Source organism: Azospirillum rugosum (assembly GCF_017876155.1).
GTDB classification, from domain to species: Bacteria; Pseudomonadota; Alphaproteobacteria; order Azospirillales; family Azospirillaceae; genus Azospirillum; species Azospirillum rugosum.
The window spans coordinates 135,671-149,289 of record NZ_JAGINP010000006.1 but is presented as its reverse complement, the minus strand read 5'-3'; the positions used below and the strand labels follow the sequence as shown (position 1 = coordinate 149,289).

The following is a 13,619-nucleotide window of genomic DNA, read 5'->3' as shown; positions in this document are numbered from 1 at the left end:
CGAAGTGCACGGATATGGATTTGGATTCCCACCTTAACACCGGCGACGACGCGCGCAACCGGACCCAGAGCCGGGGGCCCTTCGACGACCGGATCAACGCCGGTAACGGGGCCGGCCGGCCGCCCGTGGTGCTGCAGGTGCTGCCGACGCTGGTCACCGGCGGGGCGGAGCGCGGCTGCATCGACGTCGCGCTGGCGCTGGCCCAGGCCGGCGCGGTTCCGCTGGTCGCGTCCCAGGGCGGCCCGATGGCCGCCGAGCTGGACCGGGCGGGCATCCGCCACATCACGCTGCCGCTCGCCTCCAAGAACCCGCTGGTCATCCGCCGCAACGCCCGCAAGCTGGAAGCCATCATCCGGGAGCAGGGCGTCGACATCGTCCACGCGCGGTCCCGCGCGCCGGCCTGGAGCGCCTGGCTGGCCTGCCAGCGCACCGGGGCGCGCTACATGACCACCTTTCACGCGCCCTACAACTTCAAGGGCCGGCTGAAGCGCTGGTACAATTCGGTGATGGCGCGGGGGGAGCGGATCATCGCCATCTCCGGCTTCATCCGGCAGCACATCCTGGACAACTACGACGTCGACCCCGCCCGCATCCGCACCATCCACCGCGGCATCGACAGCCTGACCTTCGCGCCGGAGCGGGTCAGCTCCGCCCGCATGATCCAGCTGGCCAAGCAGTGGCGGCTGCCGGACGACAAGACGGTGATCCTGCTGCCGGGCCGGCTGACCCGCTGGAAGGGCCAGACCGTGCTGATCGACGCGCTGGCCAAGCTGGGCCGCAAGGACGTCTGCGCGCTGCTCGTCGGCTCCGACCAGGGGCGCACCGGCTACCGGCAGGAGCTGGAGGAGCGCGTAAAGCGCGCCGGGCTGGACGGGCTGGTCAAGATGACCGACCACTGCAACGACATGGCCGCCGCCTACCACCTGTCGGCCGTGGTCGTCTCCGCCTCGCAGGAGCCGGAGGCCTTCGGCCGCGTGATCGTCGAGGCGCAGGCCATGGGCAAGCCGGTGATCGTCACCTCCATCGGCGCCTACCAGGAAACCGTGATCCCCGGTGAGACCGCCTGGGTCGTGCCGCCGGCCGACGCCGACGCGCTGGCCAAGGCGCTGGACGAGGCGCTGTCCCTGACCCCGGAGCAGAGCGCCGCCATCGGCGCCCGCGCCCGCGCCTTCGTCGCCGACCGCTACACCAAGCAGCGGATGTGCGCCGACACGCTGGCCGTCTACGCCGAGCTGCTGGCCGAATCCGCGGCGCGGTCCCCCGCGCGCTGAAGCCCACCCGCCATTCCTTCGCCACCCACCCGGACATCATGACCGACATCGCGCAGATCCCCGGCCTCGCCTCCGTCATCGACCGCTACGACGGGGTTATCCTCGACCTGTGGGGCGTCATCCACGACGGGGAGCAGCCCTATGCCGGCGCGCCGGAGTGCCTGGACCGGCTGCGCGCCGCGGGCAAGACCATCTGCCTGCTGTCCAACGCGCCGCGCCGCACCAGCGGCGTGATCCGCAAGCTGGAGGGCATGGGGATCGGGCGCGAGCGCTACCACCACGTCATGACCTCCGGCGAGGCGACCTACGAGGCGCTGCGCGACCGCGACGACCCGTGGCACGCGCGACTCGGCCGGCGCCTGTTCCACATCGGGCCGGAGCGGGACATGGACGTGTACCTCGGCCTCGACTACACCGTCGTGCCGACGCCGGAGGAGGCCGACTTCGTACTGAACACCGGCATCGTGGAATTCGGCGACCCGCTGTCCCTGTACGAGCCGGACATGGAGGCCTGCCGGCGCCGCGGCCTGCCCATGGTCTGCGCCAACCCGGACCTGATCGTGATGGTGGGGCCGCAGATGGTGCTGTGCGCCGGCACGCTGGCCCAGCGTTACGAGGAGATGGGCGGCGACGTGTGCTGGCACGGCAAGCCGCACGCGCCGGTCTACGACCGCTGCCTGTCGCTGATGGGCATCAGCGACAAGCGGCGCATCCTGGCGGTGGGCGACAGCTTGCGCACCGACGTCGCCGGTGCCAACGCGGCGGGCATCGACGTGGCGCTGGTCACCTTCGGCATCCACCAGGAGGAGCTGGGCGGCGCCTGGGGCGAATCCGTCGACCCGGTCAGGCTGGCCGCGGCGGCGGAAACCGCCGGCCACACGCCGACCTACGCGGTTCCCAGCCTGCGCTGGTGATGTCCGGCGTCATTCCTCGTCGAAGGGAGGGATGGCGTCGTCCATCGCCTTGCGGAGGATGCGGGACGGCCCGTCGTCCTCCGCGAAGCCGCGGCCGCCGATGGCGTTGCGGTAATAGCTGACGATGAACACGCGGATCGACGCGGTCAGGTTGGCCTCGCCGCGGCGGCGGTCCACCTCCGTGCAGATCTGGTTGAGGGTCAGCCCCTCGCGCTCGCAGATTTCCTTCAGGGAGTCCCAGATGTAGGGCTCCATGCGCAGGCTCGTGCGACGGCCGCTGACCTTGACGTTGCGGCAGACCAGGATCGGCCCTTCCTTGCTCCTGTGTCCGCCTGTCATGACACCCATCGACCCTCTGCCGTTGCAGAAAAACGTTCGCCTGTGCGGCGAACATACATCCATTTGTATGAACATATTGCAAGGGGCGTGTGCGCACAAAGCCTAATTCGACCGGGGGTCGCGCAGTCCCGCAACGAAGCCGTGTGACGCCCCCCGCCAGCTTCCCCTGTTGCCGCGCGCGGCCGAGAAGGGGCGGCCGGAAAGGACCAGTTCCCGCTTCCCTCCCATGGGCATTCGCTGTACCAGTGCCGCGGGTGGCGGACACAACCCCTTGTGGTTGCTTTCGGTGGAGAACGAGCGATGGTGCGGCGGCCGGCGGGTTGGCGATTCGCGATGGCTCTGGCGGCAGGGCTTCCGCCCGCTTCGGCGTTGGCTGCCGACTTCCCGGCCGACCAGATCCGCGCCGAAGTCGCCCGCCTCGTCCCGCCGCCCTGGACCGTGGAGGAGGTCACGGTGGACCCCATGCCGGTCCCGACGCCGGAAGGGAAACCCGTCGCGAAGGACGGTGATTCGCGCGCCGCGGCGCGAATCGGGGCCAAGCTCAAGCTGGCCAAGCCGACCTACCTGATCGACGGCCGGGAGGGGCCCTTCACCTTCATCCGGCCGGCGACCGCCCCCAACCTGGAAAAGACGCTGACCGCCACCGCCGTGGCAACCCGCGGCGCCAACGGCTGGACCGCACGGATCGAGCTGCAGAACCCGGAGGTGATGGAGGGCGTGGGCAAGCCGGCCGACGAGCTGCCCGGCCTGACCGTGCTCAGCGGGTCGGACAACGCCAGGGCGGCGCGCGAGCAGCTTGACCGCGACGCCCGGCAGCGCGTTGCCGAGGAGCAGGCCCGTCGGCGGCGGGAGGAGGAGTTGCTGGCCGAGCAGGCGGCGACCGCCAAGGCCGAGTCCGATCGGCTGGAGGCGGCGCGGAGGCAGGTGGAGGCGCGCGCCGCCCAGGTGGCGGACCTGCGGGCCAAGCTTTTGGGTGCCGACCGCCCGGCGCGGATCGCCGCCTATGAGGCGGCGCTCGGCGGCAACGACCCGGCGCTCCGCCAGATGGCGGTGGAGGCGGCGCTGCAAAGCCGCGACCCGGTGCTGGCCAACCTGGCGCTCAAGGACTGGATCGCCCGACGCAAGGCTCTGCCCATCCAGCTCTATGCGACGAAGGAGGACGGCAACTCGGAGACCGTGCTCAACAACCTCGGCCCGCTGACGCTGGAGGTCGAGTCCTTCAACCCGGTCACCGGCGCGCTGGCCGGGCGCCTGGGCGCGCCCGGCTACAGCATCGCCAAGCCGTCCGCCGCCGTCGGCGCGCTCGCCCAGACGGAGTTGGCGGTGAACGGCTACGGCTGTGCGCTGACGCTGCGCCTGACCGAGCACAGGACCATGGACGGGCTGTTCCGCTGCCAGACGCTGCCGACGCTGATCGCGCGCGTCACCGTGGATTGAGGGCGCGGATGCGGTTCCGCCCCATCCCCCTGCCCGTTCCGGCCTTGTTCGCCGGGTTGGTTCTGGCCGCGACGGCGGCACAAGCCGAGAGTCCCGCCACCCCCGACCGGTTCACGCCGCGCCCACCCCCGACCGCGGTGCTGCCGGCCCTGACGCCCCGCGCGGCTCCGGGAAAGGATGCGCCTCAGCCGCACCAAGCCCTGCGTCCCCTGCCGGTGGTCTCATCGCCGCTGGCGCCTCTGCTGGAGTCGTTTTCAGCGCCCGGCGAATCCCCGGCCGCCCCGGTTGCGTCCGCACCGGAGGTCGGGAGGCCGGAGCCGACCCCGGCCGCTCCGCTGCCTGGGCGCAAGCCGGAGCGCGTTGCCCAGGCGGCGCCGGCCAAGCCATCCGCCAGCGCCTCCTTCAAGGGCTACGCCAAGGCCTCGCGGGAGGATCGGGGCTGCGCCCTGCCCGACGACCTGCCGGAGACGCGGCGGGCCCCTGCCCTCAGCGTCGGTGCCATCGCCCGCGTCCGGGCCGATGCGAACCTGCGCGTCGCCCCCTTCTGCGATGCCAAGGTCAAGGACGTGCTGGAGGACGGCGAGACGGTCACCGTAACCGGCGTGCACGGCGCCTGGGTCGAGGTGAGCCGGCGCGGACGGGTGCTGGGCTACGTCGGGGCGGCGCTGCTGGCGGCGGCGAAGACGCGCTGAGAGCCGCCTTGGCGGGCCGCCAACGCCGAACGCCCGCCCGGATCACTCCGGGCGGGCGCTGGTAGGCTCGGCGACGGAAGGGGGCGGATTACTCCGCGGCGGCCTTCTCGTTCATGCCACGGCCGGTCGTGCGCTCGGCGATGCGGGCCGACTTGCCGCGACGATCGCGCAGGTAGTACAGCTTGGCACGACGGACGGCGCCCTTGCGGACCAGCTCGATCGAGTCGAGGCGCGGGGAGTAGAGCGGGAACACGCGCTCCACACCTTCGCCGTAGCTGATCTTGCGGACGGTGAAGGACGAGTTCAGGCCGGCGTTCTTGCGGGCGATCACGACGCCCTCGTAGGCCTGCACGCGCTCGCGCGTGCCTTCGACCACCTTCACGTTCACGCGGACGGTATCGCCCGGCGAGAACTCCGGAATGGTCTTGCCGCCGAGGGCCTTCTCGATCTGCTCCTGCTCGAGCTGCTGCAACAGGTTCATGACACTACCCCTTTCCATCGGTGCGCCTCGCGGCGGACCGTCACTCCGGTTTCGGGCCGCGCCGGCGACCCCGTTTCCCAACAACTTGACCCTCGGCCGTCTTGCCCGCCGCGTAACGGTCCCACAGGTCCGGACGCCGGGCCTGCGTGATCCGCTCCGCCTCGGCGAGCCGCCAGGCGCGAACCTTCTCGTGGTGGCCGGACAACAGGATGTCCGGAACCGACCGTTCCACACCCTGTCCGTCGGTCCAGACCGCCGGCCGGGTGTAGTGGGGGTATTCGAGCAACCCCCGTTCGAAACTTTCCTCGCCCGCCGTCTCCACGTTGCCCATGACGCCGGGGAGCAAGCGCACCACGGCGTCGATCAGGCACAGGGCGGCAGGCTCGCCGCCGGACAGCACGAAATCCCCGAGGCTGACCTCCTCAAGGCCGTGCGCGTCCAGCACCCGCTCGTCCACCCCCTCGTACCGGCCGCAGAGCAGCGTGACCACCGGGGTGGCCGCCAACTCCTTCACCAGTTCCTGGGACAGCACCCGTCCGCGGGGCGACAGGTAGATCGCCCGCCCGCGTCCAGGGGTCCCGGGAGGACCCGCCGTCGCGGTCAAAGCCGCGTCCAGCACGTCGGGCCGCATGACCATGCCGGCCCCACCGCCGAAGGGGGTGTCATCGACGGAGCGGTGTTTATCGCGCGCGAACGAGCGAATGTCCACTGATTCCAGCGCCCAAACTCCATTTTCCAGCGCCTTTCCCGCGAGGCTGTGACCAAGCGGGCCCGGAAACATCTCCGGGAACAGCGTCAGGACCTTGACAGTCCAGGCAAGAGGACCGGCGGCGCCGTGATTCACGGCCCGGTCTCCCCGTCTTCAGCGTCATCCGCACCGTCTTGCGCGTCCGCTCCGTCCTTTTCCCCCTTCATCGCCTCCCCCTCCCGCGCTTCGATGACGGCGGGAAGGTCGACCACGATGCGGCCTCCCTTCACGTCGACCACCGGCACGCAGGCCTTGGTGAAGGGCAGCAGTTCCAGCGGGCCCGGTTCCGTGCGGATTTCCAGCACGTCGCCGGCCCCGAAGTCGAACAGCGCCTTCACCCGGCCATAGACGGTGCCGTCGGCGAGTTCCGCGCGCAGGCCGATCAGGTCCGCGTGGTAGAACTCGTCCTCGTCCTCCGTCTCCGGCAGGGCGGACCGGTCCACGTACAGCCGCACACCGGTCAGGTCCTGCGCCTGCTCACGCGTCGCGATGCCGTCGACGCGCGCCAGGAACAGGTCCTTCATGGTGCCCTGGAGCGTCAGGCGGAACGACCGCCCGCCCCGCTCGTCGGACAGGGGCCCGTAGGACGCCACGGCTTCCGGATCCCCGGTGAAGCTTTTCACCTTCACGAGGCCGCGGACGCCGTGCGCCCCCGCGAACTGGCCGACACAGACTTTGGTGGACACTTTGGCGGACATGGGCATGGCGGGAATTCCGTAGGTTGGGTGGAGCGTCAGCGGAACCCAACGCGCCCAGCGTCGTGGACACGTTGGGTTTCGCCTGCGGCTCCACCCAACCTACGAATTGGTCGATCAGCCCTCGGCTTCGGCGGCGGCCTTGGCGGCGGCTTCGGCCTTCAGGCGCTCCTGCGCCTTCGCCTTCGGGGCGGACTTCTTCGGGGTCTCGCGGACCTCCGGCTTGGCCATCAGGCCGGCGTTCGCCAGGAACAGGGCGACGCGGTCCGTCGGCTGGCCGCCGACCGACAGCCAATGCTTGGCGCGCTCGGCGTCCAGCACGATGCGCTGCTCATGCTCGCGCGGCAGCATCGGGTTGTAGGTGCCGATCTTCTCGATGAAGCGGCCGTCGCGCGGGCTGCGCGAATCGGCGACGACGATCGAGTAGAACGGACGCTTCTTGGCGCCACCGCGGGCGAGACGGATCTTCAGGGACATGGGTCTGAACGCTTTCCTGGTTGGTCGTTAGAGATGATCGCGCGTCGCGCGGGGAAAGAACCGAAGGCCGATTGCAACAAACGTTACTGGGGCCCCCGGAAATTCTTCGGCAGAAGGCTTTGCAGCCCGTGGCGCATCAGGCCTTTCTGCCCGAGCTTCTGAACCTGCTTCATCATCCCGCGCATGGTCTCGTACTGCTTCAGCAGCTTGTTGACCTCCTGCACGCTGGTGCCGGAGCCGGCGGCGATGCGCTTGCGGCGCGACGCCTTGATGATGTCGGGGTGCTTGCGCTCTTTCTTCGTCATCGAGGAGATGATCGCCTCCTGGCGCTTGATCATCCCGTCGTCGATGTTGGCGTCCTTCAGCTGGTTCTTGATCTTGCCGATGCCCGGCAGCATGCCCAACAGGCCGGACATGCCGCCCATCTTGCGCAGCTGCTTCAGCTGGGAGGCCATGTCGTCGAGGTCGAAGCCCTGGCCCTTCTCCATCTTGCGGGCGAGCTTCTCGGCCTCTTCCTTGTCGATCGTCTCGACGGCCTTCTCGACCAGCGACACCACGTCGCCCATGCCGAGGATGCGGCCGGCGATGCGGTCGGGGTGGAAGGCCTCCAGCGCGTCGATCTTCTCGCCCATGCCGAGCAGCTTGATCGGCTTGCCGGTGATCTGGCGCATCGACAGGGCCGCACCGCCGCGGGCGTCGCCGTCCACGCGGGTCAGCATGATGCCGGTGATGCCGACCTTGTCGTTGAAGTTGGTGGCGACCGTCACCGCGTCCTGGCCGGTCATCGCGTCGGCGACCAGCAGCGTTTCCGCCGGCTTGGTCGCGTCGCGCACGGCCGCGACCTCCGCCATCAGCTCCTCGTCGATGGCGAGGCGGCCGGCGGTGTCCAGCATGACCACGTCGTAGCCTTCCAGGCGGCCCGTCTCCAGGGCGCGCCTGGCGATGGTCACGGGGTCCTGGCCGAGGACGATGGGCAGGGTGGCGACGCCGGTCTGCTCGCCCAGAACCTTCAGCTGCTCCTGTGCGGCCGGGCGGCGCACGTCGAGCGAGGCCATCAGGACCTTCTTGCGGTCCCGGTTCTTCAGGCGCAGCGCGATCTTGGCGGTGCTGGTGGTCTTGCCCGAGCCCTGCAGGCCGACCATCAGGATCGGCACGGGGGCGGCGGCGTTGAGGTTGATGTCCTCGCCCTGGCCCAGCATCTCCACGAGGTTGTCGTGGACGATCTTGATGACCTGCTGGCCGGGGGTGATGGAGCGCAGAACCTCCTGCCCGACGGCGCGTTCCTTGACCTGGCTGACGAACTGCTTGACCACGGGCAGCGCCACGTCGGCCTCGAGCAGCGCGACGCGCACCTCGCGCAGCGCGGCGTTGACGTCCTCCTCGCTCAGCGCGCCGCGGCGGCGCAGCTTGTCGAAGATGTCGCCCAGGCGTCCGGTCAGGCCTTCGAACATGGGTCAGCGGTCCTCAGTTTCGGTCCGCATCCGCGCAAGCGCAAAAGCGCCAGTGCGCGACACTCGCGGACTGGCGGAGGTCCCCGGCGCATGGCCGGCGGTACCCGGTCGATCGGCTCGACGGAGGCAGGTCGGCGGACCATACGCATCGCGACACCGCGAGTCAACACCGTCCCGATCGCGGCTGTGGATCGTGGCTGTGCGGAGAGGCCTATGATCCGGAATTGTGGCATATTACGGCAGGATTTGACGAAATTCTTACTTATTGTTAACCCTTTTTTCGCTGGTTGTGATCAAAATGGGGCGTTCCACTGAACCAGGGTCCCCGGGATGTCGTCCGCGCCAGGCTACGGATCGAACACGCCACGCACGAAGCTGACGCAGAACCAGCTGAACGCCATCCTGCACCGGCATCTGGCTTTCCGCAAAAGCCAGGCGGGCGGCGTGCGCGCGAACCTGAAGATGCGCGACCTGTCGCACCTGGACCTGTCGAACATCGACCTGTCGGACGCCGACCTGTCGGGCGCCAAGCTGTTCAGCGCGCGGCTGACCGGGGCGAACTTGGTCAACGCCAACCTCTACGCCGCCGACCTGCGGCTGGCGAACCTGGAGAAGGCCGACCTGCGCCGCGCCGACCTGCGCGGCGCCTGCCTGCGCGGCGCGATCCTGTCCGAAGCGACGCTGGTGGAGGTGGATCTGCGCGACGGCACGCTGCTGCACTACACCCCGTCCGGGGAGCTGACGGAGCACGCCTTCGAGGACTCGGTGCTGACGTCGGAACTGACGGCCGCGGTGATCCGCGGCGCCGACCTGTCGCGCGCGAAGGTGGCCAACGCCTTCGTCATGCAGACCGACCTGACCGACGCGGTGCTGCGCGGCACCAAGTTCATGCGCGCGAACCTGACCGGCTCCAACCTGACCGGCTGCGACCTGACCGACGCCGACCTGACGGAGGCCAACCTGTCGGGCGCCAAGCTGTCCGGCGCCGTGTTGACCGGCTGCGCCATCGGGCGCGCCAACTTCACCAACACCAACCTGATCGGCGCCATCCTGGATGCCGCCCAGCTGCGCTCCCCCAACCTGTCGGCGGCCGTGCGGGCCAAGACGCTGGAGAACCCGGACGACGACCTGCGGGAGATCCTGGTGCTGCACATGGCCTGGATCGACAGCGGCGGCAAGGACGGCAAGCGCGCCGACCTGTCGTCGCTCGACCTGTCGGGGCGCAAGCTCGGCCCCGTCAACCTGTCGGCGGCCATCCTCCAGTGCATCGCGCTGCGCGGCGCCTCGCTGGCCGGGGCGTCGCTGGCGATCGCCGACCTGTCGCTGTCGGACCTGCGCAAGGCCGACTTCACCAAGGCGGACCTGCGCGGCGTGAATTTCGAGCGCGCGACCCTGACCGGCGCCAACCTGACCGATGCCCAGCTCGGCCCCGTGCACATCCAGACCACCAGCGGCCATGTCTGGCGCGCCAACCTCCAGCGCGCCCGCATGGGCATGGCCATCCTGAAGAACGCCGACCTGCGCAAGGTAAACCTGGCGGGCGCGACGCTGGCCGGCGCCGACCTGCGCGGAGCCAACCTCAGCGAGGCCGACCTGACCGGCACCGACCTGACGGGCGCCACGCTGGACGGGACGGTGCTGGACGGCGCCACCCTGGCCGACGCCATCGGCATCGAGGAGCTGAACCTGACCTGACCGCGGTCGCGGTCAGCGACGGTCCGCCCAGGCGGCGGAGTGGTAGGCGGTGCGGACGTGGCGGATCAGCAGGTTGCGGGCGTCGATCAGCTGGGCCATGCGCTCGCGGCAGGCGACCACGCCGGTGTCGGGGTGGTAGACCGGCGCCAGCTCGCGGAAGCGCTTCACCACGCGATCCTCGTCGAAGCACCATTCGTTGACGAAGCCGAACAGCTGCGCGGCGTCGCGCACCTGCGTCATCGGCCCGTCGAGCGGCCGGAAAGACACCCGCTCCAGCGCGTGGGCGAGCGCCTTGTTGCGGTAGGTCAGGGTCTCCACCGCCGCTTCCAGATGCCCGACCTCGGCGACGGGAACCAGCCGCAGCCCGGGATCGGCGAGCGCCAGCGCCGCCGCCAGCGCGCGGCGGACCGCCGCGTCGTCCAGGCCGGGGGCCAGCCGCAGGACCAGCACGGCGCGTTCGTCAGGCTCGTCCGGCACGCCCGGATCGGGCATCCGGTCCGGAGCCAGCATCAGCGCGGCCGAGGCCAGCGCCGACAGGTCGATCCCGCGCGCCCGGGCCAGGGTCAGCACGGCCGCGGCGAAGCGCGCCGGGCAGGAAACGGCGTAGGTGGCCACAGGAGGAGCGTCGGGCGGCGCGACGGCGGCGGTTGCGGAGCCCGGGAAGAGGTCCGCTTCCGAACGGACAGGCGCGTCGGATCGCGAATCCAGCGCGTCGAGGGGAAATCCATCCGGAGCGGTCATAGGCTGGCACCAACGACTAGTGCGTGCGCCGGGACTGTAACGCAATCACTGGGATCCACGCAACGCCGGACGGATGCGCGGGCGGGGTACATCCCGCACGCCCTGCGTGAGACCTTTCGCGCGTTGTCCGGCATCACGAAAGCCCACACGTTCGTCGGCGAGTAGCCCCTCTCCCCTCCGTGGGAGAGGGGTTGGGGTGAGGGGGACCGGCGCATGACCTCGCAGAGGGCACGATCACTTCGTCAATCGGCCACCGATGCGGAAAAGCTCCTATGGGGCGCCGTCCGAGACCGGCGCTTGGCCGGGTTGAAGTTCCGACGCCAACAGCGGATGGGGCGGTACGTGGTGGACTTCATTTGTCACGACCGTCGCCTCATCGTCGAACTGGATGGAAGCCAGCACACGGTCGTGGCGGATGCTGAGCGAACGGCGTTTCTCGAGTCGCAAGGCTATCAGGTCATGCGGATCTGGAACCCGGACGTGTTCCGCAACCTGACGGGAGTCCTGGAAACGATCCTGGCCGTGGCGGAGGGGCGTCTTTTCGATGGGCCGCTGTAAGCTACGAGCTTGAAAACAACAGCGTTGCCGGCGTTTACCCCTCACCCCAACCCCTCTCCCACAAGGGGAGAGGGGCTCTGAGCCGTCACCGCGGCATCGCCGCGGGCTTGGCGGGCAGCTTTTCCAGGAGGTCGGCGATGTAGACCTCGTCGCTCTTGCCGGACATGGCGGCGAAGCCCTTCAGCATCTGGCTGCCGAAGGTGAAGACGTTGGTGACGTCGATTTTCCACGCGCCGCCCTCGCGAACGAAGTCGGCGGGGACCAGCGCCGGGCGGTTGTCCACCAGAAGCAGCGCCGACGCCCGGTCGCCCTTCACGCGGACGGGGCCGAGGCCGCTGCTGCCGATCACGTTGGGGCCCAACCAGCCGTGCCGGATGCCGTGGTCGGCCAGTTCGCTCAGCGACATGCGCCGCAGGTCGGACGGGCTGACGTAGCGGCGCAGCCCCATGGCGGCGAACTTCTCCGCCGGTTCCAGGGTGGTCAGGCCGGAGTCGCCGCCGCTGCGGGCGGCGGTGCGCACCGCCTCCAGCTTGGTGACGGAGGCGCGGGACAGCATGGGCACCACCGCGGCCCCGCGCTTCTGGGCGAGTGCCGAGCGGGCGCTTTCGAAGACGGCCGCGACCTCCCGCTCCTCGGGCGAGGCGGGCGGCGGGGCGGCGAGGACGGGGGCGGGAGAGACGGCCGCGATAGTCGGAACGGTGGCGGCGGCGAGAAACAGGACGAAGGCCGGGATGCGCATGGACGGATCCGTGTGGTGACTCGGCGTCACGTCTTGTCTTCGAGCCCGAAGAAGGCGAGCTGCCAGCGCATCTCGTCGTCGGACATCGGGTAGTGGACGCCGTCCCGAGCCATAAGCGCCGTTTTTGGCGGAATCTGGGCAAGCCGCAGTTGGACCTGCCGGGCGAAGCGCATGGAGAGGCCGGCGCGCCACACCAGCGCGGTCACCGCGCGCGAGGCGTGGGTGCCGATGATGCGGTCGACGATGGGCAGCGGGATCTGCCCCAGCTCGCCCAAGCCGGCCATGACGAAGGCGCGGTCGCCCTCCGCAAGCGCCCCTTCCAGCAGCTTTTCGGTCAGCTTGCCTTCCTTGGCGAGCCGCGCAGCCTTGTCGGACGGGCGTTCGGCCGGCTTGTCACCGTCCTTGCCACCCTTGTGGCCCAGCTCCTCCTCGCCGAAATCGACGAGGCCACGGGGCTGCGCCGCCCCCGCGCCGGCGGCCGGGGCCGCGCCGCGGTTCAGCCGCGCCCGCACCGCCTCCGCCAAGGCGCGCACCGCCGTGGGGTCGAGGTCGGTGCGCTCCTGGAGCACCTTCAGCAGGTTGTCGGCGACGAAGCTGGCCAGCCGGCTCACGGCACGGGCGGGCAGCTTCGGCCGGCGGACCAGCGGGGCGTGCCAGGGCTCGTGCTGCGGCGCCTGGTCCAGGATGCGGTCCAGCGTCTCCTCCCGGATCTGGGCCGAGGGGTTGGCGAGCAGCGCCGTGACCGCCGCCTCGTCGTCGGAGCGCGCGATGGCGTCGGCGACGGAGGCCGAGACGCTCTTGCGGCCGGCGATGGCCGACAGGGCGCCGGCGACCGGCCCGGCCAGGATGATGTCGGCCAGATCCTCGTCGGTGAGGATCGGCGAATGCTGGAGCACCGGCGCGCAGACCGACAGCTCCACGTCGCGGGCCAGCCGGTTGATGACGCTGTGCGGCGCGCCGGGCAACTCCTTCAACGCCTCCGCCAGGATGCCGCGCACCTCCGTCGCCTGATCGCGGGCCAGCGCCTCCAGGCAATCGAGCGTCAGCCGCTCCACCTGCAACGCCTGGTCGGCGTTCAGGTCGGGCAGCAGCCCGGCGACCTTCTGCGCCACGGCGCCGCGCACCGCCACCTCGCGGTCCTTCGCGAGCATCAGGTCGGCCTGCCGCGGCGTGCCGGCGTTGGTCGCGATCGCCTGGCGCACCTCCGCCGCCGCATCCGCGGCAAGGAAGTAGAGAAGCTCCGGCCGGGTCAGCGGCGAGGCCGCCACGCGTTGGCGCACCGCCGGGTCGGCGCTGCGCGCCATCGCCTTGGCGGCTTCATAGTCGCTGGGGTCGAGCAGGGACGGGTCGAGCGGCTTTGGATTGAGCATGTCGGCACGTC

At 70.2% G+C, this 13,619-nt stretch carries 15 protein-coding genes; 6 read left to right on the top strand and 9 right to left on the bottom strand.

The features are described 5' to 3' along the window. The first annotated feature begins 14 nt into the window (after positions 1 to 14). The gene (locus tag J2851_RS10430; protein WP_209766202.1) at positions 15 to 1,271 is read left to right on the top strand and encodes a glycosyltransferase family 4 protein; all 1,257 of its coding nucleotides are present in this window, start codon (positions 15 to 17) and stop codon (positions 1,269 to 1,271) included. A 38-nt stretch (positions 1,272 to 1,309) separates the two neighbouring features. Continuing rightward, a complete protein-coding gene (locus J2851_RS10425; protein WP_209766201.1) occupies positions 1,310 to 2,185 on the top strand; it encodes a TIGR01459 family HAD-type hydrolase in 876 nt (291 codons plus the stop codon). A gap of 9 nt (positions 2,186 to 2,194) precedes the next feature. Here J2851_RS10425 and J2851_RS10420 read toward each other — a convergent pair whose 3' ends face one another. After that, the gene (locus J2851_RS10420; protein WP_209766200.1) at positions 2,195 to 2,533 is read right to left on the bottom strand and encodes a ribbon-helix-helix domain-containing protein; all 339 of its coding nucleotides are present in this window, start codon (positions 2,531 to 2,533) and stop codon (positions 2,195 to 2,197) included. Between the two features lie 324 nt (positions 2,534 to 2,857). Here J2851_RS10420 and J2851_RS10415 point away from each other — a divergent pair, with 324 nt between their 5' ends. Next, positions 2,858 to 3,961, top strand: coding sequence for a hypothetical protein (locus J2851_RS10415; RefSeq protein WP_246500561.1), 1,104 nt, complete (start codon positions 2,858 to 2,860; stop codon positions 3,959 to 3,961). 8 nt (positions 3,962 to 3,969) lie between these two features. Further along, the gene (locus tag J2851_RS10410) at positions 3,970 to 4,653 is read left to right on the top strand and encodes an SH3 domain-containing protein (protein ID WP_209766199.1); all 684 of its coding nucleotides are present in this window, start codon (positions 3,970 to 3,972) and stop codon (positions 4,651 to 4,653) included. Between the two features lie 88 nt (positions 4,654 to 4,741). Here J2851_RS10410 and rplS read toward each other — a convergent pair whose 3' ends face one another. From rplS to ffh, 5 genes are all read right to left on the bottom strand, one after another. Beyond that, positions 4,742 to 5,134, bottom strand: coding sequence for a 50S ribosomal protein L19 (gene rplS, locus J2851_RS10405; RefSeq protein WP_209766198.1), 393 nt, complete (start codon positions 5,132 to 5,134; stop codon positions 4,742 to 4,744). A 40-nt stretch (positions 5,135 to 5,174) separates the two neighbouring features. Then, positions 5,175 to 5,978: a tRNA (guanosine(37)-N1)-methyltransferase TrmD gene (gene trmD, locus J2851_RS10400; RefSeq protein ID WP_209766197.1), complete on the bottom strand. Its 804-nt coding sequence runs from the start codon at positions 5,976 to 5,978 to the stop codon at positions 5,175 to 5,177. After that, entirely contained in the window at positions 5,975 to 6,586 is a 612-nt protein-coding gene (gene rimM, locus J2851_RS10395) for a ribosome maturation factor RimM (protein WP_246500560.1), read from the bottom strand. The genes trmD and rimM overlap by 4 nt, the downstream gene beginning before the upstream one ends. A gap of 108 nt (positions 6,587 to 6,694) precedes the next feature. Beyond that, complete coding sequence (gene rpsP / locus J2851_RS10390) at positions 6,695 to 7,054, bottom strand: 30S ribosomal protein S16 (protein ID WP_209766196.1); 360 nt, start codon at positions 7,052 to 7,054, stop codon at positions 6,695 to 6,697. A gap of 83 nt (positions 7,055 to 7,137) precedes the next feature. Beyond that, entirely contained in the window at positions 7,138 to 8,505 is a 1,368-nt protein-coding gene (gene ffh / locus J2851_RS10385) for a signal recognition particle protein (protein ID WP_209766195.1), read from the bottom strand. A gap of 330 nt (positions 8,506 to 8,835) precedes the next feature. On the opposite strand from ffh, the gene J2851_RS10380 reads away from it, so the two are divergent. Beyond that, positions 8,836 to 10,200: a pentapeptide repeat-containing protein gene (locus J2851_RS10380; RefSeq protein WP_209766194.1), complete on the top strand. Its 1,365-nt coding sequence runs from the start codon at positions 8,836 to 8,838 to the stop codon at positions 10,198 to 10,200. Positions 10,201 to 10,212: 12 nt separating this feature from the next. Here the strand turns inward: J2851_RS10380 and J2851_RS10375 are convergent, their stop codons facing one another. Then, positions 10,213 to 10,941, bottom strand: coding sequence for a hypothetical protein (locus tag J2851_RS10375; RefSeq protein ID WP_209766193.1), 729 nt, complete (start codon positions 10,939 to 10,941; stop codon positions 10,213 to 10,215). A 213-nt stretch (positions 10,942 to 11,154) separates the two neighbouring features. Between J2851_RS10375 and J2851_RS10370 the strand changes: the two genes are divergently transcribed. Further along, complete coding sequence (locus J2851_RS10370; protein ID WP_209766192.1) at positions 11,155 to 11,499, top strand: endonuclease domain-containing protein; 345 nt, start codon at positions 11,155 to 11,157, stop codon at positions 11,497 to 11,499. Positions 11,500 to 11,584: 85 nt separating this feature from the next. Here J2851_RS10370 and J2851_RS10365 read toward each other — a convergent pair whose 3' ends face one another. Both J2851_RS10365 and J2851_RS10360 read right to left on the bottom strand, forming a co-directional pair. Then, positions 11,585 to 12,238 (bottom strand): hypothetical protein, encoded by a 654-nt coding sequence (locus J2851_RS10365; RefSeq protein WP_246500559.1) that lies wholly within the window; start codon positions 12,236 to 12,238, stop codon positions 11,585 to 11,587. Positions 12,239 to 12,264: 26 nt separating this feature from the next. Next, positions 12,265 to 13,608 (bottom strand): DUF2336 domain-containing protein, encoded by a 1,344-nt coding sequence (locus tag J2851_RS10360; protein WP_209766191.1) that lies wholly within the window; start codon positions 13,606 to 13,608, stop codon positions 12,265 to 12,267. Positions 13,609 to 13,619: the final 11 nt, after the last annotated feature.

Coding starts and splice junctions, on each gene's coding strand:
- J2851_RS10430 (WP_209766202.1), top strand. CDS start 15: ATGGATTTGGATTCCCACCTTAACACCGGCGACGACGCGCGCAACCGG.
- J2851_RS10425 (WP_209766201.1), top strand. CDS start 1,310: ATGACCGACATCGCGCAGATCCCCGGCCTCGCCTCCGTCATCGACCGC.
- J2851_RS10420 (WP_209766200.1), bottom strand. CDS start 2,533: ATGGGTGTCATGACAGGCGGACACAGGAGCAAGGAAGGGCCGATCCTG.
- J2851_RS10415 (WP_246500561.1), top strand. CDS start 2,858: ATGGCTCTGGCGGCAGGGCTTCCGCCCGCTTCGGCGTTGGCTGCCGAC.
- J2851_RS10410 (WP_209766199.1), top strand. CDS start 3,970: ATGCGGTTCCGCCCCATCCCCCTGCCCGTTCCGGCCTTGTTCGCCGGG.
- rplS (WP_209766198.1), bottom strand. CDS start 5,134: ATGAACCTGTTGCAGCAGCTCGAGCAGGAGCAGATCGAGAAGGCCCTC.
- rimM (WP_246500560.1), bottom strand. CDS start 6,586: ATGCCCATGTCCGCCAAAGTGTCCACCAAAGTCTGTGTCGGCCAGTTC.
- rpsP (WP_209766196.1), bottom strand. CDS start 7,054: ATGTCCCTGAAGATCCGTCTCGCCCGCGGTGGCGCCAAGAAGCGTCCG.
- ffh (WP_209766195.1), bottom strand. CDS start 8,505: ATGTTCGAAGGCCTGACCGGACGCCTGGGCGACATCTTCGACAAGCTG.
- J2851_RS10380 (WP_209766194.1), top strand. CDS start 8,836: ATGTCGTCCGCGCCAGGCTACGGATCGAACACGCCACGCACGAAGCTG.
- J2851_RS10375 (WP_209766193.1), bottom strand. CDS start 10,941: ATGACCGCTCCGGATGGATTTCCCCTCGACGCGCTGGATTCGCGATCC.
- J2851_RS10370 (WP_209766192.1), top strand. CDS start 11,155: ATGACCTCGCAGAGGGCACGATCACTTCGTCAATCGGCCACCGATGCG.
- J2851_RS10365 (WP_246500559.1), bottom strand. CDS start 12,238: ATGCGCATCCCGGCCTTCGTCCTGTTTCTCGCCGCCGCCACCGTTCCG.
- J2851_RS10360 (WP_209766191.1), bottom strand. CDS start 13,608: ATGCTCAATCCAAAGCCGCTCGACCCGTCCCTGCTCGACCCCAGCGAC.